A 25,619-nucleotide genomic window follows, 5' to 3' on the forward strand; every position below is an offset into this window, starting at 1 on the left:
GCTATTTTAGAATATCCGCCAGCGCAGTGTCCGTTAAAATGGCGCCATGCATACCTCCACCAATGAACAAATTTCCATGGACTTGACCGAGATCGATTTTGAGCGGCGTTTCGGCGGCATTGCCCGCCTGTACGGCGCGCCCGCTTTGGCGCGCTTTCGCGCCGCGCATGTGTGTGTGATCGGCGTGGGCGGCGTCGGTTCCTGGATCGTCGAAGCGCTGGCGCGCAGCGCCGTCGGCCGCCTGACCCTGATCGACCTGGATAATGTGGCCGAATCGAACATCAACCGCCAGATCCAGGCCATGAGCGACACCATCGGCAAGGCCAAGATCACGGCCCTGGCCGAACGCATCGAATTGATCAACCCGTTTTGCCAGGTCACGCAGATCGAGGATTTCATTACCCCCGATAATCTGGAGCAATTGTTGGGCGGGCGCGATTTCGACTACCTGGTGGACGCCATCGACAATGCCAAGGCGAAAGCGGCCGTGATCGCGTATTGCCGCGCGCGCAACATTCCCATGTTGACCATCGGCAGCGCGGGCGGGCAGACGGACCCGACGCTGATCGCCGTGCGCGACTTGTCGAAGACGGAACAGGAACCGCTGCTCAAGCGCGTGCGCAAATTGTTGCGCACCGAATATGGTTTCCCCCGTGGCGTGAAAAACAAATTCAATGTCGACGCCGTGTTTTCCATGGAACCGCTGAGCACGCCCGAGAGCGCGGAAGCGTGCGCCATCGACGGCAGCACGCCCGCCGGCGTCACCGGCCTGAACTGTGCCGGCTTCGGTTCCAGCGTGGTGGTGACGGCCAGCTTCGGCATGGTGGCGGCCGCCCATGCGCTGAAAAGCTTGCGCCAGGACAAAGTTGCTGAAGTGCCAGCGCCAATGCCAGTGCCGGACGCCGCCTGAGTCACGCTGCTTAGATCAGCTTCCTGCTGGCCAGGATGCGGTAATCGCCGCTGCTTTTCAGCGATTCCACCAGCACCAGTTCGTCCGCCTGCCAGGCGATGGGCGCGAAGTCCTCGACGGCCGGCGGCGGCGCCTGGCGCGCCAGGGTCACGTGCGGCGTGAAGCGGTCGTGCTCGAAGCGCGGCGCCAGCCCTTGTTCCGCCAGACGTTGCATGCAGGCCGCGCGCAAGTCGAGCAAGGCGGGCGAGGGCCGCGCCAGGGCGGCCCAGGTCAGCGCCAGCTGCGTAAAATGGCTGGCGTGATCGAACAGCAGGGGCATGGCATGCGTCGGCATGTGTTCCAGAATATCCAGCAGGGCGGGCAGCTCGCTGGCCGGGTGCTGGCCCAGGAACGCCAGGGTCAGGTGCAGCTTGTCCGCGCGCACGGGCTTGCCTTCCAGACGCGCCTGCCAGGCGGCCAGGGCCAGGCGCGTGGCCGCGTCGGGCCATAGGGCGTAAAACAGGCGGGGGCAATGGGCATCGGGCGACAAGTTTTTCCTATCGTTGCGGCGGTTTGCTATTATTGGCGTTCCCTGCCGGTTCGCTGGCGCAGGGATCTCACCGAAACTCACTGAAAGAATACATCATGACGCGTAGCTCCGTTTTGTTTGCCCTGATCTGCTCCGTCGCCGCGTCGCTGGCGCAGGCACAGGCGCCAGCGCCTGTTCCCGCCTCCGCCGTCTCGCTGAGCCCCGGCCCTGTCGCCGATAAATTGATCTTGATCGACAACAAGGTCGGCACGGGCAAGGAAGCGTCCGCAGGCAACAACGTCACCGTGCACTACACGGGCTGGCTGTACCGTCCGCTGGCGAAAGATTCGCGCGGCAAGAAGTTCGACAGCTCCGTGGGCCGTGGCCCGTTTGACTTCCCGCTCGGCAAGGGCATGGTCATCAAGGGCTGGGACCAGGGCGTGGCCGGCATGAAAGTGGGCGGCAAGCGCACCCTGATCATTCCAGGCGAACTGGCCTACGGCCCGCGTGGCGCCGGCAATGGCGACATTCCGCCGAACTCGGCACTGATCTTCGACGTGGAATTGCTGGACGTGAAGTAATTGTTCAGTTTCGGCAGCGCACCACGTACGCTGCCGTGAAAAAGCGGTAGACTGGATTCTTCTGTAATTGCTGTGGAGACTCCCATGAACATCGCCAACGACGTCACTGAACTGATCGGCAACACCCCCCTGGTGCGCATCAACCGCATCGCCGCCGGCAGTGTGGCCACCATCCTGGCCAAACTCGAATTCTACAATCCCGCGCACAGCGTCAAGGACCGCATCGGCCTGTCCATGATCGTTGCGGCCGAGGCCGCCGGCAAGATCCATGCCGACACCGTCATCGTCGAGCCCACCAGCGGCAACACGGGCATCGCGCTGGCCATGGTGTGCGCCGCGCGCGGCTACCGCTGCACCCTCGTCATGCCCGACACCATGAGCCGCGAGCGGCGCATCCTGCTGCGCGCCTACGGCGCCGAGCTGGTGCTCACGCCCGGCAGCGAAGGCATGCTGGGCGCCATCCGCAAGGCCGAGGAACTGGTGGCGGCCGACCCGCGCTACCTGATGTTGCAACAATTCAATAATCCAGCCAATCCCGCCATCCACCGCGCCACGACGGCCGAGGAAATCTGGCGCGATACGGATGGGCAAGTGGACATCGTCGTCGCCGGCGTGGGCACGGGCGGCACGATCACGGGCATCGGCGAAGTGTTGAAGGAACGCAAGCCTGGCCTGCAAATGATCGCCGTGGAACCGGAAGCGTCGCCGATGCTGTCGAAGGGGACGAAGGGACCGCACCCGATCCAGGGCATCGGCGCCGGCTTCGTGCCGCAGATTTTGAATACGGCCATCTACGACGAAATCATTTGCGTCAAGAATGACGACGCGTTCGCCACGGCACGCCTGGCCGCCAGCGATGAAGGCTTGCTGGTCGGCATCTCGTCCGGCGCCGCCCTGTGGGCCGCCCTGCAAGTGGCGCGCCGTCCGGAAAACGCGGGCAAGACCATCGTCACCATCATCCCGTCGTTTGGCGAGCGCTACCTGAGCACGGCCTTGTACGCAGGCCTGGGCGACTGATTCAATAGCAGCGGCAGGTCTATCCCTTCCGCCAGCGCCCGGTTGCCCGCGTCGCCCGGGTGCAGGTGGTCGCCCGAGTCGTAGGCGGGCAGCAGGCGCAGCGGGTGCGCGGGGTCGCGCGCCCAGGCGTCGAAGTCGAGCACGGCGTCGAACGTGCCGCTGGCGCGTATCCACGCATTGAGTTGTTGGCGCAGTGCATCTTTGTCAATCTGATAATAGTCGCTCAGGGTCGTGCCGGTCAGGGCGCCTGCGAACGGCGTCAGGGTGGCGCCGACCACGCGCACGCCGCGGCTGCGGGCCTGGGCCACCAGCCGGGCGTAGCCGCTGCTCAGTTCCTCCAATGTCGGCCGTTGCTCCCGTGGCGCAAACGCCGTGCCGGGCCAGCTGATGTCATTGATCCCCAGCAAGACGACGACCGTGCGCACGCCCGGCTGCGCCAGCACGTCGCGCTCGAAGCGCGCCAGGGCATTGGTTCCCATGCCGTCGGACAACAGTCGCGCACCGGAAATACCCGCATTGATCACGGCCACGCCCTGCGGCGCCAGGCGTTCGGCCAGGAAATCGGGCCAGCGCGCATCCATCCCCAGGCTGGCGCTGGCGCCATCGGTGATCGAATCTCCCAGGATGGCCACGGCTTGCGCGGCTGGTGCCGCTTCCACCTGGATGGCGCTGAGTAAAAGACGCGCCGTGGTGGTGTGCACGCCGGGAGAGTCATCGATGCGCGCGGCCTGCGTCTGGTCCTGCGGGGCGATCCACGCCGTCTCGCGGCCATCCCAGTGAAACGTGGAAGTCGGGCTGGCGTGCGGCAGGTGGACGCTCACCGTCAGCCGGGCCAGGTCCGGCACGGGCAGGTCGACGGGGTCGCTGACGAGCGGCGCGCCCGGCGCCACGCTGGCCGAGGGTTGGCCGGAAAACGTGAGCGTGCGCAGGCTGCCCGCGTCGATGGCCGAACCGGAAGCGGCCAGGGCCACGGTGGCCGCGCCGATGCGCAGCGGCACCTTGCCATACGCATTCGACAGCACGATGCGCACGCGCGGACCGCCCACGCTGAGGCGCGCTACCTGGCGTACGGTGTGCCCGTGCAGCACGGCGGGCACATTGCTGGGGAACAGGAAGTCGCTGCTCCACACGGCTTGCGGGCTGGCCGTCCAGCTGGCCAGCCAGGCGGTGTCCGCATTGGCGGCCTGGACAGGGCTTGTGCCGAGTGCCAGGCTCAGCAGGGCGGCGGGGAGGATGGACAATCGTTGCATGGCGGCTCGCTTCATCAAGGAGAATGTGCGCATGATGCGAGCAACGCCATTTATGTACTAGACTATCTTATCGAAGAACATTTATGAGTTGAATTCACAATGGCCAGACTGGAAGTGAATCGTTCCGGCGAGCTGGAAGTGTTTGTGCGCGTGGTCGAACTGGGCGGCTTTTCCGCCGCCGCGCGCGTTTGCGGCATGACGCCATCGGCCGTCAGCAAGCTCGTCTCGCGGCTGGAAGAGCGCCTGGGCGCGCGCCTGCTGAACCGCTCCACGCGCCAGCTGCAGTTGACGGCCGAGGGCTGCGGCCTGTACGAACGGGGCATGCAGGTGTTGGCGGCCCTGGACGAGGCCGAGCGCTGCGCCGGCGTGCAGGATGTGCCGCGCGGCAAAATACGCGTGAATGCGAACGTGCCGTTCGGCCAGCATTTTTTGTTGCCGCTGGCGCCGCTGTTTCTCGAACGCTATCCGCAGGTGACGCTCGACATCGTGCTCACGGATGCCGTGGTCGATATCCTCGAGCAGCGCACGGACGTGGCCGTGCGGGCCGGTCCCCTGAAAAGTTCCAGCTTGCTGGCGCGCAAGCTGGGCCAGACGCGCATGGTCATCGTGGCATCGCCATCCTACTTGGCGCGGCGCGGCACGCCGCTGCTGGCGGCCGAGCTGGCGTCGCATAATTTGCTCGACGCCAATTACGCGCGCGCCCGCTCGGGCTGGCCGCTGCGCTTGCCCGAGGGGGACGTCGTCGTACCGGTCACCGGCAATGCGCAGGCCAGCGATGGCGAAGCCTTGCGGCAACTGGCGCTGGCGGGACTGGGATTGGCGCGCCTGGCCGCCTTCCAGGTGCGCGGCGATATCGCGGCGGGCCGTTTGCAGGCCGTGCTGGAAGCGTTCAACCCGGGCGACAGCGAGGACGTGCATGCCGTCTTCGTGGGGCAAGGCGGGCATGTGCCGCTGCGCGTGCGCGCTTTGCTCGATTTCCTGGCGGAGAACGTCGACCTGGACTGAGCGTGTCCAGGCGCATTAGGCTACAGGCGGACACGGCCGCGCAGTACAATATCGGACGGGCCGCAATGGTTCGGCCCGTATCGTGCCTTTGAATGGAAATATGTTCCTGGTAAAACCTGAACGCCGCCGCCTGCTGCAGGTGGGCGCAACCGTGGCTGTCATCGCGCTGGGCCTGGCCTCGCGCGCCTATCCCCAATTCCTTCCCGCTGCATTGGGCAAATATCCGGGCGACGCCTTGTGGGCCATGATGATCGTCTTTGCGCTGGGCATCATTGCCACGCGCATGCGTACGTGGCAACTGGCCTTGTGGTCTTTGCTGATCTGCTTTGCCGTGGAGTTCGGCCAGCTTTACCAAGCGCCGTGGATCGTCGAGCTGCGCGCGCATCCGCTGGGACACCTGGCGCTGGGTTCCGCCTTCGGCTGGGGTGATTTGATCGCCTACACGGCCGGCGTGGCCGTGGCGGCGATCATCGACAAGCTGGCGCTGTTCAAGCGCCGCTAGTCTTATTTCACGTTACCCTCAGCATCGCGCAGTTCCACGGGCGCCAGTTTGAGCTTGCTCAATTGCGGGGCGATCTTCGCTTTGTCGCCCACGCCGATGACGATCAGCTTTTCCGGCTGCAGGTATTTTTTCGCCACCTGCTGCACCTGCTTGTCCGTCACGCTGGCAAAGCGCTGCGGCAAGGTCGTGTAATAGTCGAGTCCCAGGCCGTAGATATACGCGTTCGCCATGCTGGCGCTGATGCTGGCGTTCGTGTCGAATTGGCCCGGCAGCGACAGCACCTGCGAGTTGCGCGCATTCGCCAATTCCTTGCTGCTCAGGGGCTTGGCGATCATGGCGCGCAATTCCTTGACGGTTTCCGACACGGCCGGGCCCGTCACATCGGTGCGCACGCTGGCGGCAATCGAGAACGGTCCAGGCTGATTGCGGTACTGGAATTGCGAGCGCACGCCATACGTGTAGCCCTTTTCTTCGCGCAAGTTGGTGTTCAGGCGGCTGGTAAACAAGCCGCCCAGCGCCGCGTTCATCACTTGCAGCGGCGCGTAATCGGGCGTGGCGCGCGGCACGGCGATGGCGGACAGGCGCACGGCCGTTTGCGGCGCGCCCGGCTTGTCGACCAAGATCAGTTTTGCCTGCGTCGTCTGCGGCGTGGCGGCCACGGACTGCGCCACGGTGCCTGCCTTCCAGCTGCCGAACTTCGCTTCGGCCAGCGCCTTCAATTCCGCTTCGCCGATATCGCCCGAAACGATCAGCGCCGCATTGTTGGGCAGGTAATGCTGCTGCCAGAACGCTTGCAGGTCGGCGCGGCTGGCCGCCTTCAGCGCCGCTTCCGTGCCCAGCTGGATGTAGCCGTACGGATGTTGCGGGCCATACAGGGCCGCCGCTTCCACGCGGGCCGCCACGGCACCCGCGTTTTCGCGCTGCTGCGCCAGCTGCCCGATGCGGCTGGCGCGCTGGCGCTCCACCTCTTCTTGCGGGAATTGCGGGTGCAGCACCACGTCGGCCAGCACGTCGAGCGCTTGCGGGAACGTGGCTTTGAGCGATGTCAACTGGGCAAACGAGGCATCCGTGCCGGAACCGGTGCTCAGCAGGGCGCCCAGTTGCGCCACATCGTCGGCGATCTGCGGCGCGCTGCGCGTGGCAGTGCCTTCCTGTAGCAATTGCGCCGTAAAGCTCGACAAGCCCGGCTGCGCCAGCGGATTGGCGCCCGAGCCGCTCTTGATCACCAGCTGGCTGGAAATGAGCGGCACGGCCGGATTGTAGTGGTGGATCACGGTCAGGCCGTTCGCCAGGGTGAACGACTTGCCTTGCGGTAAAACAATCTTCGGTGCGGGACCGGCCTTCGGCACGGCATTGCGCCATGGCTCGTCCGCATTGATGGCCGTGCCTGGCGCAGGCTTGACCTTGCCCGGCGCCGGCGTCGGCACTTCCGCGCCAAGGTCCGGCTTGCCCGGCACGCCGTAGACGACGACGCGCGACTGGTTTTTCAGGTAGGTATCCACGGCGCGCTGCACGCCGGCCGCCGTCACCTGGCGGTAGCGCTCGATATCCTTGGCGAGGTAGCCGGGGTCGCCCAGGTACTGGTTGTATTCGTTGAGCAAGTTGGCCACGCCGCGCCCGCCCATTTTTTCCACCTGGCTCAGCATGGTGGTCTCGATGCTGTTGCGCGCCCGTTCCAGTTCCTTCTCGGTGGGGCCCTTGGCGCGCAATTGCTCCAGCTCCACTTGCAGGGCTTGCTCGATTTCCTCGGGCTGGTGGCCGGGGCGCGCCGTCGCGTCGATGGTGAAGATGGACGTCAGGGCGTTCGAGCCCTGGCTGGCGCCCACGTCCTGGGCGATCTGCTTGTCGTACACGAGCGATTTGTACAGGCGGCTGGACTTGCCGCCGGCCAGGATGTGCGCGGCCATCGACAGTTCCGCGTCATCCTTGGTGTAGGCGGACGGCGTCAGCCAGGCCATGAAGACGCGCGGCAATTCGACCCGGTCCTGCACCACGATGCGGCGTTCCTGCGTGATGGGCGGCGTCACGACAGCGGGTTTCGGCACGGCCGGGCCGCTCTTGAAGCTGCCGAAGTATTTGTTGACCAGTTCCTTGGTCTTCGCCTTGTCGATATCGCCGGCGATCACCAGGCTGGCGTTGTTGGGGCCATAGTATTTGGTGAAGAAATCCTTGATGTCGGCCAGTTTCGCGTTCTGGATGTCCGCGTGCGAACCGATGACGCTGGCGTAATACGGATGGGTCTTGGGAAACAGCTGGTGGTACAGGGCTTCCTGCACGATGCCGTAGGGCGCATTTTCCACGCTCTGGCGGCGCTCGTTGCGCACCACGTCCTGCTGGTTCGTCAGGGCCGTCTGGTCGAGCACGTCCAGCAGGTAGCCCATGCGGTCGGAATGCGTCCACAGGGCCAGTTCCAGCTGGTTCGACGGCACCGTGTCGAAATAATTGGTGCGGTCGAAATCCGTGCTGCCGTTCGAATCCGTGGCGCCCGCGCCTTCGAGCAACTGGTCGGCCATGCCGCGCGGCACGTGCTTGGTGGCGGCAAACATCATGTGCTCGAACAAATGCGCAAAGCCCGTCAAGCCCGGCGCTTCATTGGCCGGCCCCACGTGGTACCAGATATTGACGGCCGTGACGGGCAATTTATGGTCTTCCACGAGAATGACGTCCAGGCCGTTCGGCAAGGTGTATTTTTCGTAGGCGATGTGCGGCACGGCCGTCGCGCCCAGGGGCGCCGTCGTGGCGGCCTTGGCGGCATCGGCGGCGTGGGTCAGGCTCAGGGGAGCGCCGTACAGCGACAGCAGCAGGGCGGGGAGGGCCAGCAATTTGATCGGTTTCATGCATGCTTCCAGGGATAGGTGGAGGAGACGCTGCGGCTCGCTCGTGGCTGGCGCAGCGCGACGGTGCTACGGTCGGTGCTACGGTTTATACAACAGGGCCGCGCCGCCCAGCACCAGCAGCGCGCTGGCGATGGAGACGATGGCCGCGGCGCCCAGCAAACGCCATTCGCGCGGCGTGAAGCCGGTCGGCGCTGACGCGGGTATGGGTGCTGCCGGCACGGGCTGGGGCATGGCTGCCGCCGGCAAGGGTGGCAAGCCGCCCGCCGCGCGCGCCTGGGCCGCCAGCGCTTGCGTGGCGGCGTCCAGCAAGGCCAGCTGGCGCTCGACGGTTTCCGCCAGCACGGCTTCGTTCAGCGCCACCAGGGCGAATATCGGGTCATCGACGTCGATCTTGATGCCCGTCTTGTCGAATACGTGGCTGCGCAGTTTGTGCTGGTCCATCTACCACTGCACCTTGTCGAGCTGTTCGAAGATGTCGCGGTAGACGACCTTGATGCGCTGCTTTTCCATGATGTTGAACTTGTCGTTCTGCAACACTTCCTGCATCGTCAGGCGCGCCGTGTTCATTTTCTTGACGTCCGCGCCAAAGGTGTCGGGATTGCGCTGGCTCAAGGTGATGCTGCCTTTGACGCGCGCGCGGTTGTCGCTGTACGACTGCGATTCGACGAATTGCTTGCCGGACGCCGATTGCAGCAGGCCGAAGTGTTCGTTTTGCCACAGCACCAGCGGCACGGTCGTCGCTTGCGCCGTGGCGACAAAACCCGTGGCCGTGTCGTGCAGGGTGTCGCCGCCGCCAACGATGGTGTGAATGTACACCTTGCGGCCCGATTCCTGCAGCAGTGAAAAACAATCGTTTTCCAGCAGGTAGCCCATCAGCGGCGAAAACGTGTTCGCGCCATTGTCGACCACGCAGTTGCCGTCTTCTTCGAGGATGTCGATCATCAGCGCGTCGAAGCGTTTCGGGTCGATGTTGCGCGCATCCGTCATCACGGGCACATGCTTGACGTTCATCGCCTTGTAGCGCGAGAACGTGGCGTTTTCCTGATCGGTGTCATAGCAGCGCAAAGGCGTGCCGTCCTTGCCGCCTATCCACTGGGCCAGCAGGGTCGAGACGAGGGTCTTGCCGATGCCGCCCTTGCCCTGCAGGATGAAATGTACCGTGTTTTGCATTGCGACTACTCCAAGTTGTTGCGTCAGTGACAATCAAAGATCCGTGACAGCGGCGCAGGCGCCCGGCCAGGCCACGACTGGCATTTTTACCACAATCCTTTGCAAATATGCCATGCGGAACAGCGAATCTGGTTATGATGTTAATCAGGATACCATTGATACAGAGCAAGTTTTGTGTGAAAAATCCACCCCAGAGTGTGAACGAGGACGCAGTGCCGATCTCCAGTCTCGATAAAGCCGACATTGACCGTCTGAATCAGCAAGCCCTGTCTTGCCTGGTCGGCAACCGCCGCCAGGCGCGCCGGCTGGCGCAGATGGCGCTGGCGGCGGCGCAACGGCAACAGTATGCGCGCGGCGGCGCGTATGCGGAACTCAATCATTGCTGGCTGGCGTATTACGCGGGCGAGGCCGAACCGTCGTGCGAACGCCTGGACGCGTATTTCCAGCACAGCGGCGACCTGGAAGGGGGCATGGAAGTGGCCGCCCTGCAGGGCGCGTATGCGAGCCGGCGCGGCGATTTTGCCGATGCCGAGCAGCATTTCCTGCAGGCGCGCAGCCAGGCCGCGCAGATACCCGACTCGCTGCACAAGTTCATGCTGTACGCGCGCCTGGGCGTCGATGCCCTGAACCGTGGCGATACGCAGGACGGTCCGCGCAATTTCCTGCTGGCACTGGACATCGCCGAGCGTTTCGGCAGCCCCGCGCACCGGGTCAACAGCCTGTCGAACCTGGCGTCGTCGCAGCATGACCTGGGCAACGATGAAGACGCCATTCCCCTGCTGGTCGAGGCGCTCGACATCATCGGCGCGCAAAAGCTCAAATACCAGCAAACCATCGTTTCGGCCAACCTGGCCATGTGTTTATTAGCCACGGGCAAGCCGGCCGAGGCGCTGGCGCTGGTAGAGCCGTTTTACGAGTGGCCGGAAGAAGACCTGGCCGTGCGCGCCTTTTTGTTTTGCATCGCCGCCCACGCCGCCATCCTGCTGCAACAGCCGGCCAGCGCCCTGCAATTGCTGTTGCGGGCGGAAGAATATGCGCGCCGCGGCCAGGACCTGGAAGAGCAGATGCATGCGTGGCTGGTGCGCGGCAAGCTGGATCTGCACGCGGGCCAGACGGCGCAGGCGCTGGCGTCGCTGACGCAGGCGCACAGCCTGCTGAGCTGGACGCGCAACCCGTTTCACCAGCAGCAGATCTTGCGCGGTTTGTCCGATATCAATGCCCAGTTGGGCGAATGGCAAGCCGCGTATGGTTTCCTGCAGCAATACCAGGCCGCGTACGAGGCCAGCAGCAAATCGGCGCGCGCCTCGCGCAGCCTGATGCGCAACCTGGAAAAGGAAATGCACAGCCTGAAAGCGGAGCGCGACAAGGCGCTGGAGCTGCAGGCGGCGCGCGAGACGGAAAACGCCAAGCTCGAGCACCTGAACCGCGAACTGGCGCACCAGATCCTGCACGTCAACTCCTTGCAGGACAGCCTGAAGGAGCAGGCCATGCGCGACCACCTGACGGGCCTGTACAACCGCCGCCATTTTGAAACTTGCCTCAATGCTATCCTGCACGAAGCCGATGCGGATGCGCCCGTGGCCATCGCCATCATCGACCTGGATTTTTTCAAGCGCGTCAACGATACCTACGGGCATAACTTTGGCGATGAAGTGCTGATCCAGTTCGCGCGCCTGGTGGAAGGCCAGTTGCGCGGCAGCGACATGCTGTGCCGCTATGGCGGCGAGGAATTCTGCCTGCTGTTGCGCGAAGCCGACAGCCTCATCGCGGCGCACAAGATCGACGATATCGCCGCGCGCTACCGCCAGCTGCTGATCCAGCAGGCGCCGCACAGCTTGTCCGGCTGCACCTTTTCGGCCGGCATCGCCGAGTATCCGCGCCACGGCGCCGGCCGCCACGAATTGCTGATGCGCGCCGACAGTGCCCTGTACGCGGCCAAACAGGCGGGCCGCGACCGCGCCTGCATCGCCGATGCTACTGGATAAAGCGCAGCAGTTCCCGCAGGGCGTGCGCCACGGCCTGCTCGCGCACGGCCTGGCGGTCGCCGGCGAAGACCCGGCGCTCTGTCTGCACGCGCCCGGCCATGGCCCAGCCGAAGCAGACGGTACCGACGGGCTTGCCCGGTACGCCGCCCGTGGGGCCGGCGATGCCCGTGGTCGAGACGGCCACCTGGGCGTCGCTGTGGCGCAGGGTGCCTTGCGCCATGGCGGCGGCCACTTCCTCGCTGACGGCGCCGTGTGCGGCGATCAGCGCGGCGGGCACGCCCAGCATGCCGGTCTTGGCCCCGTTGGAATAGGTGACGAAACCCCGTTCGAACCAGGCGCTCGAGCCGGAGATATCGGTGACGGCTTGCGCCACGCCGCCGCCCGTGCACGATTCGGCCGTGGCCAGCAGCAAGCCCTTCGCTTGCAAGGCCAGGCCGAGCGCGGTGGAGAGGGGGACGAGTTCGTTGCTCATGGATGACTCCTGCAGGCGGTGAAAATGGTGGCAAGACTGTAGCATGGCCAACGGTAAAAGAAACTTTCCCCGGTCACAGCGAAAATGCGTACACTCTTTTATACATTTGCTACCACTTCGGTCCGGCAGGCGCTCTGTCGCTGCGCCACCCTGGTGCGCATCGCTCGAACAGGCCAGCGGCATGGTGCCGCGCCTTCGTATGCATTATCTTTACTCGGTTGTCATGGCAATTCTGAACTGGACCTGGTGGCGTCATCCTGGCCCCCTGCGCCACCCCGCGCGCGGCGCCGGCCGCCGCGCTCACCGCTGGGGCTGGCTATTGCTGCTGTTGGGCGTGCTGTGCGCGGAGACGCGGGCACAGGTGCCGGGGGAGCTGGAGCGCCAGGTCAAGGCCGCGTATCTGTACAAGTTTGCCGGCTTTGTCGAATGGCCCGACGGCAGCTTTGCCCGGCCCGACGCGCCGCTGGTGATCGGCGTGGCGGGCGCCGATGCGCTGGCCGAGCAGCTCGAACAGAGCGTGGCCGGGCATAGCGTCAACGGCCGCGCCGTGCAGGTGAAAAAAGTGCGCCGCGGCGAAACGCTGGCCGGGCTGCACGTGCTGTACCTGGGCGCGCTGGAGAAGGCGGCGCTGCAGGAGATGCTGGCCGCCAGCCGTGGCCTGGCGTTGTTGACGGTGTCCGATTCGGATGAGGTCTACGCGATGGGCAGCATGATCAATTTTGTGATGGCCGAGGACAAGGTGCGCTTCGACGTGGCCCTGAAACCCGTGGCGCAGGCGCATATCCGCATCAGCGCGCGCATGCTGCTGGCCGCCTACCGCGTACAGACGGGAGGCGCCTAGATGATACGACTGCGCTCCATCCGCCACAAGCTGATGTCGGTGGTCTTGCTGACCACCCTGGTGGCCCTCGTCATTTCGCTGGGCACCATCGTCGTCTACGACTTGCGCGCCTACCACCGCAACCTGGTGGCCGATATCAGTACCCAGGCCGAGCTGCTGGGGCACATGAGCTCGGCTGCGCTGGCCTTCGACGACGAACGTCTGGCGCTGGAAAACCTCAACCTGATGCGCATCCGCCCGCGCGTGACGGCCGGCGCCCTGTACAAGGCCGACGGCAGCCTGTTCGCCAGCTACCGCGCGAACCAGAATGTGGGCGAGCTGCCGGCGAAGGTGGGCAAGGAAGGCGAAAGCATCCAGGGCACCTCGGTGGAGCTGTTCAAGCCCATCGTCGACAATGGCGAACTGCTGGGCACCGTGTATCTGCGCGCCGATTACGAGCTGGCCGGCCGCACGGCCGATTACCTGGCCATCGCGCTGGGCGTGACGGTGCTGGCGCTGCTGGTGGCCTTGCTGCTGCTGCGTCGCCTCGATTTCGTCATCACGCAACCGATCCTCGATATCGCCGACGTGGCGCGCGAAGTGATCGAGACGGGCGACTATTCGCGCCGCGCGCGCAAGCTCAGCGTCGACGAAGTGGCGCAGCTGGTCGATTCCTTCAACAAGATGCTGGCCGAGATCGAGCTGCGCACGCAGGCGCTGGAGCGCTCGAACGGCGAGCTGGCGCGCGAAGGCGAGCAGCGCACCCAGGCGCAGCAGGAAGTCATGCGCCTGAACCAGGAGCTCGAAGTGCGCGTGCACGAGCGCACGGTGCAGCTGGAAATGACGAATGGCGAACTGGCCATGGCGATGGAAGAGGCGCGCAGCGCCAACTATGCCAAATCGGCGTTTTTGTCGTCGATGAGCCATGAATTGCGCACGCCGCTCAACGCCATCCTGGGCTTCGCGCAAATCCTCAGTTCCGACCGCCTGCCGTCGACCCTGGAGCAAAAGAAGGAGTTCGCTGGCCATATCCTGAAATCGGGGCGCCACCTGTTGACCTTGATCAATGAAATCCTCGACCTGGCGAAGGTGGAATCGGGCACGGTCAGCCTGTCGCTCGAACCGGTGGGCCTGGACGCTATCTTGCAGGAATGCCGCGACATGATCGCGCCGCTGGCCAGCCAGCGCGGCATCGGCATGGCTTTCCCCGACGCCTGCCCCCTGAACGTGCTGGCCGACCGCACGCGCCTCAAGCAGATCTTGTTGAACCTGCTGTCGAATGCGCTCAAGTACAACCGCGAGCAGGGTGAAGTGAGCATCGCTTGCGCGCCGCAGGCGGGCGGGCGCGTGCGCATCAGCGTGCGCGACACGGGCGTGGGCCTCGACGGCGAACAGGTGGCGCTGCTGTTCCAGCCCTTCAACCGGCTGGGGCAGGAGGGCGGCACGGAAGAGGGCAGCGGCATCGGCCTGGTGGTCACCAAGCGCCTGGTGGAGCTGATGGATGGCAGCATCGGCGTGACCAGCGCGCCCGGCGAGGGCAGCACGTTCTGGATCGAGCTGCGCGTGGTCGATGCCTTGCCCGCGCCCGCCACCCTGGCCTTGCCGCGGCCGGACCTGGCCGGCGCGCTGCTCGAGCACAGCGCCCCCGTGACCTTGCTGTACGTGGAAGACAATCCCGCCAACCTGACCCTGGTCGAGGAAATCGTGCGCTATTGCCCGCAATTGCAGCTGCTGACGGCCACGGATGGCCGCCTGGGCGTGGAAATGGCGCGCACGCACCTGCCGCAGCTGATTTTGATGGATATCAACCTGCCGCACGTGAACGGCACGGACGCGCTGAAACTGCTGCGCGCCGATCCCCGCACGGCGCACATTCCCGTCATCGCCCTGACGGCCAACGCCATGCCGGGCGACGTGGAGCGCAGCCTGGCGCTGGGCTTTTACCGCTATCTGACCAAGCCGATCAACCTCGATGAATTTACCGAGGCGATCAACAGCACCCTGGCTTACGTGGCGCAGCAGCGCCGGCAGAAGGGAACAGGCGCGCCATGATCAGCCAGGCCGATATCTACGCGGCGAAAATTCTCATCGTCGACGACCAGGAAGTCAATTTGCGCCTGCTCGAGCATTTGCTGCAAAGCGGCGGCTACACGGCCGTCACCAGCACCCTCGACGCGCGCGCCGTGGCCGGCCTGCACCAGCGCCAGCAGTTCGACCTGATCATCCTCGACCTGGCGATGCCCGGCATGAGCGGCTATGAGGTGATGGATGCCTTGCGCCCGCTGGAACTGGAAGGCTATCTGCCCGTGCTGGTGATCGCCGCCGACCCGGACGCCAAGCTGGCGGCGCTGGAAGCGGGGGCGCGCGACTTCATCAGCAAGCCGTTCGACGCGCTCGAGGTGCTCACGCGCATCCGCAACATGCTCGAAGTGCGGCTGCTGCACCGCGCCGCGCGCCACTACAACACCTTGCTCGAACGCACGGTGGGCCAGCGCACGGCCGAACTGCAGCGCTTTCGCGGCGCCATGGACGCCACCACCGACGCCATCTTCCTCGTCGACGTGCTGGGCATGACCCTGGTCGACGTCAACGATGGCGCGTGCCGCCTGCTCGGCTATGCGCGCGCCGAACTGCTGGCGCTGGCGCCCGGCACCTTGCTGCCGTCGCCGCCGGCCCCGCCCCTTGCCGGGCTGCCGGGCGGCCCGGCGCACCTGGCCACGGAAGTGACGGAGTGCGAACTGGTGCGGCGCGACCTGAGCCTGATACCCGTGGAACTGGGCTGGCACTGGTATGCGCAGGCACCCGTGGCGGGCGGGCAGGGCGCGGGCGGCCTGCTGCTGATCGCCGTGGCGCGCGATATCAGCGAACGGCGCCAGGCGCAGGAGCGCCTGAAGCACCTGGCCCATTACGATGGCTTGACGGGGCTGCCGAACCGCAGCCTGTTTTACCAGACCCTGGCCCAGGCCGTCGAACTGGCGCAGGAAAAAAGCTGGCGCATCGTGGTGCTGTTCATCGCGCTCGACCGCTTCAAAAGCATCAACGACACCCTGGGCGCGGCGCTGGGCGACGAACTGCTGCGCCAGTTCAGCAACCGCCTGGTCGAATGCGTGCGCCTGCGCGACACGGTGGGCCGCCTGGGCAACGACGAATTCGCGCTCATACTCACCATGAGCCGCAACCAGCAGGAAGCCGTGGCCGTGGCGAACCAGGTGCGCGAAGCCTTGCGCGCGCCATTCGACTTGCGCGGCCATGCGGCCACCCTGACGGCCAGCATCGGCATCGCCATGTATCCGGACGACGCCACCGACCCCGAAACCCTGATCAAATACGCGAATACGGCCATGGGCGGCGCCAAGCAGGCGGGCCGCGACGGCTACCGCTTTTTCACGGCCGGCATGAACGTGCAGGTGCTGGCGCGCCTGGACCTGGAACTGGCGCTGCGCCATGCGCTCGAACACGAGCAGTTCATCCTGTACTACCAGCCCAAGGTGGATTTGCGCACGGGCCGCATCAGCGGCGTGGAAGCGCTGCTGCGCTGGCGCCGTCCCGGCTACGGCCTGGTGGCGCCGGCCGAATTCGTGCCGGTGCTGGAAGACACGGGGCTGATCGTGCGCGTGGGCGCCTGGGTGATCCAGGCCGCCTGCCGCCAGATCGCCGAGTGGCGCGACAGCGAGGTGGGGCCCGTGCACGTGGCCGTGAACGTGTCGAGCCGTCAGTTTGCCGAAGGCGACCTGGAAGGTGAGGTGACGCGCGCGCTGGCGCTGCACGGCGTGGCGCCGGAATTGCTGGAGCTGGAATTGACGGAAACGGCGCTGATGTCGAACGCCGAGCGCACCATCGTCGTGCTGGGCAAACTGAAGAAAATCGGCGTGAAGGTGGCCATCGACGATTTCGGTACCGGGTATTCTAGCCTGGCCTACCTGCAGCGCTTTCCCATCGACAAGCTGAAGATCGACATCGCCTTCGTGCGCAACATCACCAGCAACCCGAACGACGCAGCCATCGCGCTGGCCATCGTCAGCATGGCGCACAGCCTGAAATTGAGCGTGGTGGCCGAGGGCGTGGAATCGCGCCCGCAGCTGGAATACCTGCGGCGCAACCGCTGCGATGAAATCCAGGGCTTCTATTTCAGCCGCGCCCTGCCGGCGCTGGAACTGGGACAGATGATCGTCGCCGGCGCCGGCCTGCCGCCCGGCCACGACCCGGCCGCGCAACCGGCGCAGACCCTGCTTATCGTCGACGACGACGTCAACGTGCTGTCGTCGCTGCACCGCCTGTTCCGTCCCGAGGGCTATCACATCCTCACGGCCAGCACGCCGGCCGAAGGTTTCGAGATGCTGGCCCTGCACCGCGTGCACGTCATCGTCTGCGACCAGCGCATGCCCAGCATGAGCGGCACGGAATTCCTCAGTAAGGTCAAGGAGCTGTACCCGGAAACCATCCGCATCATCCTGTCCGGTTACACGGGCCTGGAAGCCGTGCTCGATTCGATCAACCGGGGCGCCATCTACCGCTTTTATACGAAGCCGTGGGACGACACCCAGCTGCGCGACAACATCCGCCTGGCCTTCCAGCACTACTGGATGGTGAACCAGCCGGGGCTGGCGCGGGTGGCGGTGCGGTAGAACTTAGTCGCTGAAGTGGTCGAAAGAAGATAAGCGCAGGTCGAGCGGCTGCCCCGTTGCATCCACCAGCCGCAAGCCCGCCTGCGCCTCGATGCTGCCCACGCGCGTGACGGGCGTGCCGCAGCTTGCCGCCAGGGCGGTGATGGCGTCGCGCGACGATGTCGGCGCCGTGAAGCACAGTTCATAGTCGTCGCCGCCGGCGGCCGTGTAGCGGCGGCGTACGCTGGCCGCTTGCCGCGCCAGCACGGGACCGGCGGGTAGGGCGTCGACATCGAGGGTGGCGCCCACTTGCGACGCTTTCAATATGTGGCCCAGGTCTCCCACCAGGCCGTCCGAGATGTCGATGGCCGCATGCGCCAGGCCCGCTTCGGCCAGGGCGCAGCCCAGCGCCACGCGCGGCGTGGGCGTGTGCATGCGCGCGGCCGCTGTCAGCAGGTCTGCGGCCGCCAGTTCCTGTTCCATGCGGTAGCCGGCCAGCGCCAGGCGCGCGTCCCCCAGGGTGCCGCTGACCCAGATATCGTCGCCCGCCACGGCCGCGCTGCGGCGCAGGGCCTGGCCCGGCGCCAGTTCGCCAAACACGGTGATGCAGATATTTAAGGGGCCCTTGGTGGTGTCGCCGCCGATGAGTTCGCAATCAAAGGCGTCGGCCAGCGCGAACAGGCCGTCGGCAAAGCCGGCCAGCCAGGCGCGTTCCGCCTGCGGCAGCGCCAGGGCCAAAGTAAATGCGACGGGACGCGCGCCCATGGCGGCCAGGTCGGACAAATTCACGGCCAGGCTTTTGTGGCCCAGCATGCGGGCGTCGGCGCCGGCAAAGAAGTGCCGGTCCTCGACCAGCATGTCCGAGGAGATGGCGATCTGCTTGCCCGCGCCGGGCGTGAGCAGCGCGCAATCGTCGCCGATGCCCAGGGTGGCGCGGCCGGGGCGCTGGCGCACGAAATATTGTTTGATCAGGTCGAATTCGGAAAGCGCGTCGTGTGGGGCCATGGTTCGTCTGCAGGTTGAGTAAGGGTGTGGCGCCACTATTATAGGCTGGCCTACAATGCCCGTCTTTGCCAGCCTTGTTCATTTTTCTATGCCCTTCCACGATATCCACGCCCTGATGCAATCCTATCTTGACGACGGCTGGCTGCGCGAGCCGCAGGCCGTCGGCCTGGCCACGTTTACGGCGCCGGAACTGCTGGCGCGCGGGTTTTACGAGCTGTGCGATGGCGGCCAGCTGTGCCTGTATGAGGATGAGCGCTGGTTCCGCCGCGCCGGCCGGGCCGTGCAGGCCTCGTTCAAGGTGTATCTGCAGCAGGGCCGCTTGCACGCGAACGGGCTGGAACTCGGCTATCAAGTGCGCCTGGCCAGCGTGCTGCGCGCGGCGCGGCGCCCCCTGCCGCCGTTCCGGCTGCTGCTGGAAAGTGGCGCCCACAGCGGGGCGCTGCTGTTCGACAGCGGCCTGGTGCTGCAGTTCGCGACCAACCTGCATGGCGCGCCCCGCCATTATTTCCTGACCCTGGTCGAGGGGCAGTTGCCCGATCCCGGTGCGGGCGAACTCGACCTGCGCGCCGCCAGCGAGGGCCACGTCCAGGCCCTGTATGGACACTGTGCGCCGGAAGAATTGCAGCGCCAAGCCCGGCGCGGCCATGCGGCCCTGCGCGAGCTGGCGCGTCTGCTTTCCTAAACTTAGACTTTCTTCGCCTGCGCCATGCCGTGCAGCAGCTTGGCCAGCAACTGGTCGAGCTGGCGCTGCTCGTCCGAGTTCAAAGCTGAGAGCATCGCGCGCTCGTTGTCCACGTGCAACAGCACCAGCCTTTCAATCAATTCCAATCCCCTTTGCGTCAGGGCCACCAGCACGCCGCGCCGGTCCGTCGGATGCTTCCGGCGTTCGATCAGGCCGGCCGCTTCTAGGCGGTCGATGCGGTTGGTCATGCCGCCCGAGGACAGCATGGCCGCCTCGTACAGGGCCGTCGGCGTCAGCGCATATGGCGCGCCCGAGCGGCGCAGGGTGGCCAGCACGTCGAATTCGCCCGGCTGCAAGCCGTGTTCCGCAAACAGGGGGTTGAGCCAGTCGCGCGCCATCAGCTGGGCCACTGTGCCCAGCTGGCCCACCAGCTGCATGGCGTTCGTATCCATCTGCGGCAGTTCGCGCTGCCATTGTGCGGCGGCAAATTGCGCGCGCGTGTGTTCTTGCGGGGTATCTGTCATGGTGCCATCCATTTATCTCGACATCAAGATACATTTCTATCTTTATGTTAAGATACTTTTCATCGAGTTATTTTATATGACGCATTAAACCATGTGCCTCCCAGCGAGGCAAGGACTACTCTCCCATGCCATCCGAACGCCCCGTCTCTTCCCCGCTTTCCTCGTCCGCCCTGGTGGTGGCCGCCATCATCCTGCTGGGCCTGAACCTGCGCCCCATCCTGGCCGCCATCGGCCCCTTGCTGGACAGTATCCAGGCCGGCACGGGCCTCAGCAATGCCGACGCGGGCTTGCTCACCACCGTGCCCGTGTTCGCCATGGGCGTGTGCGCCTTGCTGGGCGCACAGCTGCAGCGCCGCCTGGGCGTGGCGCGCGGCATCGGCATCGGCATCGCCATCATCGCTTGTGCCTGCGCGCTGCGCTGGCCCCTGCACGGCAGCGGCGGCCTGATCGCCACGGCGGCCCTGGGCGGCCTGGGCATCGCGCTGGTGCAGGCGCTGTTGCCCGCCTTCATCAAGCGCCATTTCCCCGCGCGGGCAGGGCAGCTGATGGGCTTTTATACGACGGGCATCATGGGCGGCGCGGCCATTGCCGCCGCCTCCGCTTCGCCCCTGGCGCAGTCGCTGGGTTGGCAGGCGCTGCTGGCCCTGTGGGCGCTGCCCGCCGTGGCGGCCGCGCTGCTGTGGCGCCGCGCGTCGGCTTCGCGCGTGGACGTGGCCGGCGGCGCCGGCGCCAGCCTGCCCGTGGGCAGTGGCCGCGCCTGGCTGCTGATGGTGTTTTTCGGCATCGGCACGGGCGCCTACACGCTGGTGCTGGCCTGGCTGCCGCCGTTTTATACGGAACTGGGCTGGAGCGCGGCCGACAGCGGCTTGCTGCTGGGTGGCCTGACCCTGGTGGAAGTGCTGGCGGGACTGGTCATTTCCAGCGTCATCCACCGCTTTCCCGACCGCCGCATCCTGCTGCTGTCTGTCCTGCTGGCCGTGCTGGCCGGCCTGGCTTGCCTGATCGTGGCGCCCGCGCAACTGGCGCTGCCCGCCGTGATATTACTGGGCTGCGGCATCGGCGCCCTGTTCCCCCTGTCGCTGATCGTCAGCATGGACCATGTGACGGACCCGGCCGGCGCCGGAGCGCTGCTGGGATTCGTGCAGGGCGGCGGCTACATCATCGCCAGCAGCATGCCCTTCATTGCCGGCCTGATCCGCCAGCATTCGTCCAGCCTGGCGCAGGCGTGGATGGTGATGGCCGCCGGCGTCGTGGTCTTGTTGCTGATCGCCGTGCGCTTCGCACCCCGCGCGCGTCTGGCCCCATTGGATTAGCGTGCGCCTGCCGGGTGCCGGCAGCTGATATATTTCGCCCATGAACATCGTCGACCACTATTTGGCAGGCTTGCGCCAGGCCATGCCGCCGGAACCGCTGGCGGAGCTGGCGCTGGCCAGCGGCGCCAGCGCGGCGCAACTGGCCAGCCTGCGCCAGACGTATCCGCTGTGCCCGGACAGCCTGCTGCGCTTGCTGGGCCAGTACAACGGCACTTATTATCAGAAGTATGCGGACGGCACGGTGCTGGTGTACATGCTGGGCTCGGACGTGTTCGAGTATCCGTATTACCTGAGCTCCGTCGAACAAATCCTCAAGGATGGGCAGGCGAACCAGCGCAGCATCGCCGACATCTACGGCCATTATCTGGACGACGATCCCGGCATCGTCGATGCCCGCATCGACGCTGGCATCCGGCAGGGCCAGCGCCTGTGTTTTTCGCATTGCATGAACAATGGCGGCTCGTCGCGGCTGTATATCGATTTCACGCCCACGGCGTCGGGCAAGGTGGGGCAGGTGGTGCGCTTCCTGCACGATCCCGACAGCTACCTGGTCATCGCCGACAGCTTCGACGCTTATCTGCAGATGCTGATCGATGACGGCTATGCCTTCCTGACCGATGAAAATTTTGAATAACCGGGCCGCGCCGCCCTCCCTGCTGCCCGCCAACCGCCGCATCGTGCTGTCCGGTGAGGATGCGCTGCGCATCCTGCGCGAGATCGAATTCCTGCTGCAGTCGCTGCATCACATCGGCCGCCATTATTATCCCGACGGCGACGATGACGGCGCCGATGCCCTGCGCCGCGCGCAGTATTGCGCGGAGACGACGCGCTTCATCGACGCGCAGCAAGCGACGACGCGCCTGGCGCTGATGCGCCGCATTTTGTCCGTGCCGTTCGACGGCACCCTGGGCGCGGACGACATGGACGATATCGAGCGGGCCGTCGCCGCGCTGCCGCTGTGGCGCGCCGCCGATATTCCATCATAAAAACTAATTGAAATCTAAAATTTGATAGTTTTTCCTGTTCAGGACGTTTGTGCCGCCGCACGGCCTTACAATGCTAGGTTATGCGTTTTCGTGATATCAGACTGTGGCTAGCGGAAAATACCTAGCTAATTGAAAGAATCGGTCTGATAAAATCCGGAACACCCGATCGACCAAACAGGAAGGCAGCACAGCATGGATTCGTCATCTGATAAAAAAGAAGAATTGCGTCAACAATTGCGCTTGGCCGCACTCGAGTATCACGAGTGCCCGCGCCCCGGCAAAATCAGCGTGACGCCGACCAAACAACTGACCAACCAGCGCGACCTGGCGCTGGCCTACTCGCCAGGCGTGGCCGCTCCCTGCGAAGAAATCGTCATCGATCCGGCGAATGCCTATAAATATACGGCGCGCGGCAACCTGGTGGCCGTCATCACCAACGGCACGGCCGTGCTGGGACTGGGCAATATCGGCCCGCTGGCCGCCAAGCCTGTGATGGAAGGCAAGGGCGTGCTGTTCAAGAAGTTCGCCGGCATCGACGTCTTCGACATCGAAATCAACGAGATGGACCCGGACAAGCTGGTCGACATCATCGCTTCGCTGGAACCGACCTTCGGCGGCGTGAACCTGGAAGACATCAAGGCGCCCGAGTGCTTCTACATCGAGCGCCAGCTGCGCGACCGCATGAAGATTCCCGTCTTCCATGACGACCAGCACGGCACCGCCATCATCGTCGGCGCGGCCATCCTGAACGGCTTGAAAGCCGTCGGCAAGAAAATCGAGGATTGCAAGCTGGTCGTATCGGGCGCGGGCGCCGCGGCGCTGGCCTGCCTGGACCTGATCGTCGACCTGGGCTTCCCCCTGAAAAACATCTACGTCACCGACCTGGCCGGCGTCGTCTACAAGGGCCGCACGGAACTGATGGACCCGGACAAGGAACGCTTCGCGCAAGACACGCCGCTGCGCACCCTGGCCGAGATCATCCCGGACGCCGACATCTTCCTCGGCGTCTCCGCCGGCGGCGTGCTGAAGCAAGACATGGTGCGCAAGATGGCGCCGAACCCGCTGATCCTGGCGCTGGCCAACCCGAATCCGGAAATCCTGCCGGAAGAAGTCAAGGCCGTGCGCAGCGACGCCATCATCGCCACGGGCCGTTCGGACTATCCGAACCAGGTCAACAACGTGCTGTGCTTCCCGTACATCTTCCGCGGCGCCCTCGATTGCGGCGCCACCACCATCACGCGCGAGATGGAAATCGCCGTCGTGCACGCGATCGCCGACCTGGCGCATGCCGAGCAGTCGGACATCGTGGCCACCACCTACGGCATCAGCAACCTGTCGTTCGGTCCTGAATACCTGATTCCGATGCCGTTCGATCCCCGTTTGCTGATCAAGATCGCACCGGCGGTCGCCAAGGCGGCCGAGGATTCGGGCGTCGCCACGCGTCCGATCAAGGACTTGCAAGCGTACGCGGACAGCCTGCAGCAATTCGTCTACCGCAGCGGCACCTTCATGAAGCCGCTGTTCCTGATGGCCAAATCCACGCCGGCCGAACTCAAACGCATCGTCTACGCCGAAGGCGAAGAAGAGCGCGTGCTGCGCGCCGTGCAAGTGGTGGTCGATGAAAAACTGGCGCGTCCCATCCTGGTCGGCCGCCCACCGGTGCTCGAAGCGCGCATCCAGAAGTTCGGCCTGCGCCTCAAGCAAGGCGTCGACTTCGACGTGATCAACCCGGACTTCGACGAGCGCTATCGCGATTACTGGAATACGTACTATGCCATGACGAGCCGCAAAGGCGTCACCGAGGAATACGCTAAACTGGAAATGCGCCGCCGTCACACCCTGATCGGTTCGATGATGATCCACAAGGGCGACGCCGACGGCATGATCTGCGGCACCTTCGGCACCACCCAGCTGCACCTGAAATACATCGACCAGGTGCTGGGCAAGCGCGCCGGCAGCAATGTCTACGCCGCCATGAACGTGCTGATCATGCCGGAACGCCAGCTGGTGATGGTCGACACGCACGTCAATGAAAACCCGGACGCCGACCAATTGGCCGAGATCACCATCATGGCCGCCGAAGAGATGACCCGTTTCGGCTTGTCGCCGCGCGCGGCCCTGCTGTCGCACTCGAACTTCGGTTCCAGCGACAGCGCCTCGGCGCAAAAGATGCGCGCCGCGCTGGCCATTATCAAGGAACGCGCGCCGGACCTGGAAATCGACGGCGAAATGCACGGCGATACGGCCCTCGACAGCAAGCTGCGTCAAAAAATCATGCCGAATTCGGCACTGAAGAACGACGCCAACCTGCTCGTCATGCCGAACATCGAATCGGCCAACATCGCCTACAACCTGGTGAAGACGGCGGCCGGCAACGGCATCGCCGTCGGTCCGATCCTGCTCGGTTGCGCCAAGCCCGTGCACATCCTGACGCCATCGGCCACCGTGCGCCGCATCGTCAACATGACGGCCTTGTGCGTGGTCGACGCAGTCGCCCAGCGTAAAGTCTAAGCGTCAGCTGCTCATGGAAAGCCACCCCATCCGCAAGGAGGGGTGGCTTTTTTACATGGGCGACACGGGCAGGGCCGCGGCGGGCGGATGGCGGCGCAGGTAGTAATGGCGGTACAGCATGATCTCGCCCCATACCAGCAGCAGCGCCGCCAGCGCGAACAGGCCCAGCGTGATCTTGAGCGAATTGAAATAGGCGCCGGCTTGCCGTTTGATGGCGTCGATGAAAATCATCGGCACTGACTTGTCGAGTTTGCTGAAGTCGGCATGGCGCGCCACGTCGGTGGTCAGGCGCACGGCCAGGTCGGTGCCCAGCGCGGCCAGCTCGCCAGTCGCCTGGCCACGGAAGTTGGCGCCCTTGAGCGCTTCGCCGAGCAGGCCGACCCTGGCGATCAGCTGTTCCTGCAGCACCTGCGTCAGCAGCACGCTGCCGCGGCGCAGAATGAATTCATTGATCCAGCGCGCCTTGTTGCGTTCCCAGTAGCTGCTGGACGTGGGCTGGTAATACATGCCTTGCACGAACGGTTCGAGCAGGCTGCGCACGCTGATGGGCTGGCCCGGGGCGATCAGCTTGACCTGCTGTTCCAGGTAGACGCGCAGCGCCGGCATCTGCGCTTCGACCACGGGCTGCAAGTCGCGCTCGAGGGCTTGATTGACCACGCGGTGCACGCTGTGCACGGCGCCAAATCCGGCACCGAGGAGCGGCAGCGCGAGCAGGATCAGCACATAGCTGAGCTTGGCGGCCACATGCCAGGCGCGGGGACGGCGCACCAGCAGGCATTTTCTGGCCAGCTGGTAGCAGATGCCGAGCGCCAGCACGAAGCCGGCGGCGCTGCACAGCAGCATCCACGGCAGGGCGCTCCACAGCAGTTCGCCACCGAACGGCACCAGGCTATTGCCCCAATTGACGAGTTGTTGGTTCATGTACATTGCTTTGATA

General features: G+C 65.1%; 23 protein-coding genes. 14 read left to right on the plus strand and 9 right to left on the minus strand.

What is annotated here, in order from left to right; translation table 11 throughout:
- The first annotated feature begins 46 nt into the window (after nt 1-46).
- Nucleotides 47-910, plus strand: a complete 864-nt coding sequence (tcdA, locus tag O0881_RS21585; protein WP_289912979.1) for a tRNA cyclic N6-threonylcarbamoyladenosine(37) synthase TcdA — start codon at nt 47-49, stop codon at nt 908-910.
- A 10-nt stretch (nt 911-920) separates the two neighbouring features.
- On the opposite strand, the gene thpR is transcribed toward tcdA, so the two are convergent.
- A complete protein-coding gene (thpR, locus tag O0881_RS21590) occupies nt 921-1,439 on the minus strand; it encodes an RNA 2',3'-cyclic phosphodiesterase (protein WP_289912981.1) in 519 nt (172 codons plus the stop codon).
- Nucleotides 1,440-1,534: 95 nt separating this feature from the next.
- On the opposite strand from thpR, the gene O0881_RS21595 reads away from it, so the two are divergent.
- Both O0881_RS21595 and cysK read left to right on the plus strand, forming a co-directional pair.
- A complete protein-coding gene (locus tag O0881_RS21595) occupies nt 1,535-1,999 on the plus strand; it encodes an FKBP-type peptidyl-prolyl cis-trans isomerase (protein ID WP_077408663.1) in 465 nt (154 codons plus the stop codon).
- Between the two features lie 84 nt (nt 2,000-2,083).
- On the plus strand, nt 2,084-3,016 hold the full coding sequence (cysK, locus tag O0881_RS21600) for a cysteine synthase A (protein WP_251350139.1): 933 nt from the start codon (nt 2,084-2,086) through the stop codon (nt 3,014-3,016).
- On the opposite strand, the gene O0881_RS21605 is transcribed toward cysK, so the two are convergent.
- Nucleotides 2,977-4,266 carry an SGNH/GDSL hydrolase family protein gene (locus tag O0881_RS21605; RefSeq protein ID WP_289912982.1) on the minus strand — a complete coding sequence of 430 codons (1,290 nt, stop codon included), beginning with the start codon at nt 4,264-4,266 and terminating at the stop codon, nt 2,977-2,979. The genes cysK and O0881_RS21605 overlap by 40 nt on opposite strands.
- Before the next feature lie 99 nt (nt 4,267-4,365).
- On the opposite strand from O0881_RS21605, the gene O0881_RS21610 reads away from it, so the two are divergent.
- Both O0881_RS21610 and O0881_RS21615 read left to right on the plus strand, forming a co-directional pair.
- Nucleotides 4,366-5,271: a LysR family transcriptional regulator gene (locus O0881_RS21610; protein ID WP_289912984.1), complete on the plus strand. Its 906-nt coding sequence runs from the start codon at nt 4,366-4,368 to the stop codon at nt 5,269-5,271.
- Between the two features lie 100 nt (nt 5,272-5,371).
- Nucleotides 5,372-5,773 (plus strand): DUF2809 domain-containing protein, encoded by a 402-nt coding sequence (locus O0881_RS21615; protein ID WP_289912986.1) that lies wholly within the window; start codon nt 5,372-5,374, stop codon nt 5,771-5,773.
- A 2-nt stretch (nt 5,774-5,775) separates the two neighbouring features.
- Here the strand turns inward: O0881_RS21615 and O0881_RS21620 are convergent, their stop codons facing one another.
- From O0881_RS21620 to O0881_RS21630, 3 genes are all read right to left on the minus strand, one after another.
- A complete protein-coding gene (locus O0881_RS21620) occupies nt 5,776-8,610 on the minus strand; it encodes a pitrilysin family protein (protein WP_289912987.1) in 2,835 nt (944 codons plus the stop codon).
- 78 nt (nt 8,611-8,688) lie between these two features.
- Complete coding sequence (locus O0881_RS21625; RefSeq protein ID WP_289912989.1) at nt 8,689-9,051, minus strand: hypothetical protein; 363 nt, start codon at nt 9,049-9,051, stop codon at nt 8,689-8,691.
- A complete protein-coding gene (locus O0881_RS21630) occupies nt 9,052-9,780 on the minus strand; it encodes a hypothetical protein (RefSeq protein WP_077408658.1) in 729 nt (242 codons plus the stop codon). It lies immediately after the preceding gene.
- A gap of 212 nt (nt 9,781-9,992) precedes the next feature.
- Between O0881_RS21630 and O0881_RS21635 the strand changes: the two genes are divergently transcribed.
- Nucleotides 9,993-11,765 (plus strand): GGDEF domain-containing protein, encoded by a 1,773-nt coding sequence (locus O0881_RS21635; protein WP_251350145.1) that lies wholly within the window; start codon nt 9,993-9,995, stop codon nt 11,763-11,765.
- On the opposite strand, the gene O0881_RS21640 is transcribed toward O0881_RS21635, so the two are convergent.
- On the minus strand, nt 11,755-12,237 hold the full coding sequence (locus tag O0881_RS21640) for a CinA family protein (RefSeq protein WP_251350146.1): 483 nt from the start codon (nt 12,235-12,237) through the stop codon (nt 11,755-11,757). The genes O0881_RS21635 and O0881_RS21640 overlap by 11 nt on opposite strands.
- A 223-nt stretch (nt 12,238-12,460) precedes the next feature.
- On the opposite strand from O0881_RS21640, the gene O0881_RS21645 reads away from it, so the two are divergent.
- From O0881_RS21645 to O0881_RS21655, 3 genes are read left to right on the plus strand one after another with little or no spacing between them, the layout of a single operon-like run.
- Nucleotides 12,461-13,078: a YfiR family protein gene (locus tag O0881_RS21645; protein WP_180278680.1), complete on the plus strand. Its 618-nt coding sequence runs from the start codon at nt 12,461-12,463 to the stop codon at nt 13,076-13,078.
- Nucleotides 13,079-15,109 carry an ATP-binding protein gene (locus O0881_RS21650; protein WP_099666382.1) on the plus strand — a complete coding sequence of 677 codons (2,031 nt, stop codon included), beginning with the start codon at nt 13,079-13,081 and terminating at the stop codon, nt 15,107-15,109.
- Nucleotides 15,106-17,682, plus strand: coding sequence for an EAL domain-containing protein (locus O0881_RS21655; RefSeq protein ID WP_099666383.1), 2,577 nt, complete (start codon nt 15,106-15,108; stop codon nt 17,680-17,682). The genes O0881_RS21650 and O0881_RS21655 overlap by 4 nt, the downstream gene beginning before the upstream one ends.
- A gap of 3 nt (nt 17,683-17,685) precedes the next feature.
- On the opposite strand, the gene thiL is transcribed toward O0881_RS21655, so the two are convergent.
- Nucleotides 17,686-18,666 carry a thiamine-phosphate kinase gene (gene thiL / locus O0881_RS21660; RefSeq protein WP_289912994.1) on the minus strand — a complete coding sequence of 327 codons (981 nt, stop codon included), beginning with the start codon at nt 18,664-18,666 and terminating at the stop codon, nt 17,686-17,688.
- A gap of 115 nt (nt 18,667-18,781) precedes the next feature.
- On the opposite strand from thiL, the gene O0881_RS21665 reads away from it, so the two are divergent.
- Entirely contained in the window at nt 18,782-19,348 is a 567-nt protein-coding gene (locus O0881_RS21665; protein WP_289912996.1) for a hypothetical protein, read from the plus strand.
- 2 nt (nt 19,349-19,350) lie between these two features.
- Here the strand turns inward: O0881_RS21665 and O0881_RS21670 are convergent, their stop codons facing one another.
- Nucleotides 19,351-19,872, minus strand: a complete 522-nt coding sequence (locus O0881_RS21670; RefSeq protein WP_099668348.1) for a MarR family transcriptional regulator — start codon at nt 19,870-19,872, stop codon at nt 19,351-19,353.
- A gap of 125 nt (nt 19,873-19,997) precedes the next feature.
- On the opposite strand from O0881_RS21670, the gene O0881_RS21675 reads away from it, so the two are divergent.
- The 4 genes from O0881_RS21675 to O0881_RS21690 all read left to right on the plus strand — a co-directional run bounded on the left by O0881_RS21675 (nt 19,998) and on the right by O0881_RS21690 (nt 24,682).
- A complete protein-coding gene (locus O0881_RS21675) occupies nt 19,998-21,185 on the plus strand; it encodes an MFS transporter (RefSeq protein WP_289912998.1) in 1,188 nt (395 codons plus the stop codon).
- Nucleotides 21,186-21,225: 40 nt separating this feature from the next.
- On the plus strand, nt 21,226-21,819 hold the full coding sequence (locus O0881_RS21680; RefSeq protein WP_289913000.1) for an SMI1/KNR4 family protein: 594 nt from the start codon (nt 21,226-21,228) through the stop codon (nt 21,817-21,819).
- Nucleotides 21,803-22,171: a hypothetical protein gene (locus O0881_RS21685; protein ID WP_289913002.1), complete on the plus strand. Its 369-nt coding sequence runs from the start codon at nt 21,803-21,805 to the stop codon at nt 22,169-22,171. The genes O0881_RS21680 and O0881_RS21685 overlap by 17 nt, the downstream gene beginning before the upstream one ends.
- Nucleotides 22,172-22,363: 192 nt before the next feature.
- Nucleotides 22,364-24,682, plus strand: a complete 2,319-nt coding sequence (locus O0881_RS21690) for an NADP-dependent malic enzyme (RefSeq protein WP_289913004.1) — start codon at nt 22,364-22,366, stop codon at nt 24,680-24,682.
- A 51-nt stretch (nt 24,683-24,733) separates the two neighbouring features.
- On the opposite strand, the gene O0881_RS21695 is transcribed toward O0881_RS21690, so the two are convergent.
- Nucleotides 24,734-25,603, minus strand: coding sequence for a hypothetical protein (locus O0881_RS21695; protein ID WP_289913007.1), 870 nt, complete (start codon nt 25,601-25,603; stop codon nt 24,734-24,736).
- Between the last annotated feature and the right edge of the window lie 16 nt (nt 25,604-25,619).

It is taken from the genome of Janthinobacterium sp. SUN100, from assembly GCF_030397705.1.
Taxonomy (GTDB): domain Bacteria; phylum Pseudomonadota; class Gammaproteobacteria; order Burkholderiales; family Burkholderiaceae_D; genus Janthinobacterium; species Janthinobacterium kumbetense.

What these genes read in the sequence shown, in the direction of transcription:
- O0881_RS21640 (WP_251350146.1), bottom strand. Translation starts at nt 12,237, where the DNA reads ATGAGCAACGAACTCGTCCCCCTCTCCACCGCGCTCGGCCTGGCCTTG.
- O0881_RS21685 (WP_289913002.1), top strand. Translation starts at nt 21,803, where the DNA reads ATGAAAATTTTGAATAACCGGGCCGCGCCGCCCTCCCTGCTGCCCGCC.
- O0881_RS21620 (WP_289912987.1), bottom strand. Translation starts at nt 8,610, where the DNA reads ATGAAACCGATCAAATTGCTGGCCCTCCCCGCCCTGCTGCTGTCGCTG.
- thiL (WP_289912994.1), bottom strand. Translation starts at nt 18,666, where the DNA reads ATGGCCCCACACGACGCGCTTTCCGAATTCGACCTGATCAAACAATAT.
- O0881_RS21695 (WP_289913007.1), bottom strand. Translation starts at nt 25,603, where the DNA reads ATGAACCAACAACTCGTCAATTGGGGCAATAGCCTGGTGCCGTTCGGT.
- O0881_RS21665 (WP_289912996.1), top strand. Translation starts at nt 18,782, where the DNA reads ATGCAATCCTATCTTGACGACGGCTGGCTGCGCGAGCCGCAGGCCGTC.
- tcdA (WP_289912979.1), top strand. Translation starts at nt 47, where the DNA reads ATGCATACCTCCACCAATGAACAAATTTCCATGGACTTGACCGAGATC.
- O0881_RS21680 (WP_289913000.1), top strand. Translation starts at nt 21,226, where the DNA reads ATGAACATCGTCGACCACTATTTGGCAGGCTTGCGCCAGGCCATGCCG.
- O0881_RS21675 (WP_289912998.1), top strand. Translation starts at nt 19,998, where the DNA reads ATGCCATCCGAACGCCCCGTCTCTTCCCCGCTTTCCTCGTCCGCCCTG.
- O0881_RS21605 (WP_289912982.1), bottom strand. Translation starts at nt 4,266, where the DNA reads ATGCAACGATTGTCCATCCTCCCCGCCGCCCTGCTGAGCCTGGCACTC.
- O0881_RS21610 (WP_289912984.1), top strand. Translation starts at nt 4,366, where the DNA reads ATGGCCAGACTGGAAGTGAATCGTTCCGGCGAGCTGGAAGTGTTTGTG.
- cysK (WP_251350139.1), top strand. Translation starts at nt 2,084, where the DNA reads ATGAACATCGCCAACGACGTCACTGAACTGATCGGCAACACCCCCCTG.
- O0881_RS21650 (WP_099666382.1), top strand. Translation starts at nt 13,079, where the DNA reads ATGATACGACTGCGCTCCATCCGCCACAAGCTGATGTCGGTGGTCTTG.
- O0881_RS21670 (WP_099668348.1), bottom strand. Translation starts at nt 19,872, where the DNA reads ATGACAGATACCCCGCAAGAACACACGCGCGCGCAATTTGCCGCCGCA.
- O0881_RS21625 (WP_289912989.1), bottom strand. Translation starts at nt 9,051, where the DNA reads ATGGACCAGCACAAACTGCGCAGCCACGTATTCGACAAGACGGGCATC.
- O0881_RS21655 (WP_099666383.1), top strand. Translation starts at nt 15,106, where the DNA reads ATGATCAGCCAGGCCGATATCTACGCGGCGAAAATTCTCATCGTCGAC.
- O0881_RS21690 (WP_289913004.1), top strand. Translation starts at nt 22,364, where the DNA reads ATGGATTCGTCATCTGATAAAAAAGAAGAATTGCGTCAACAATTGCGC.
- O0881_RS21615 (WP_289912986.1), top strand. Translation starts at nt 5,372, where the DNA reads ATGTTCCTGGTAAAACCTGAACGCCGCCGCCTGCTGCAGGTGGGCGCA.
- O0881_RS21630 (WP_077408658.1), bottom strand. Translation starts at nt 9,780, where the DNA reads ATGCAAAACACGGTACATTTCATCCTGCAGGGCAAGGGCGGCATCGGC.
- O0881_RS21645 (WP_180278680.1), top strand. Translation starts at nt 12,461, where the DNA reads ATGGCAATTCTGAACTGGACCTGGTGGCGTCATCCTGGCCCCCTGCGC.
- O0881_RS21595 (WP_077408663.1), top strand. Translation starts at nt 1,535, where the DNA reads ATGACGCGTAGCTCCGTTTTGTTTGCCCTGATCTGCTCCGTCGCCGCG.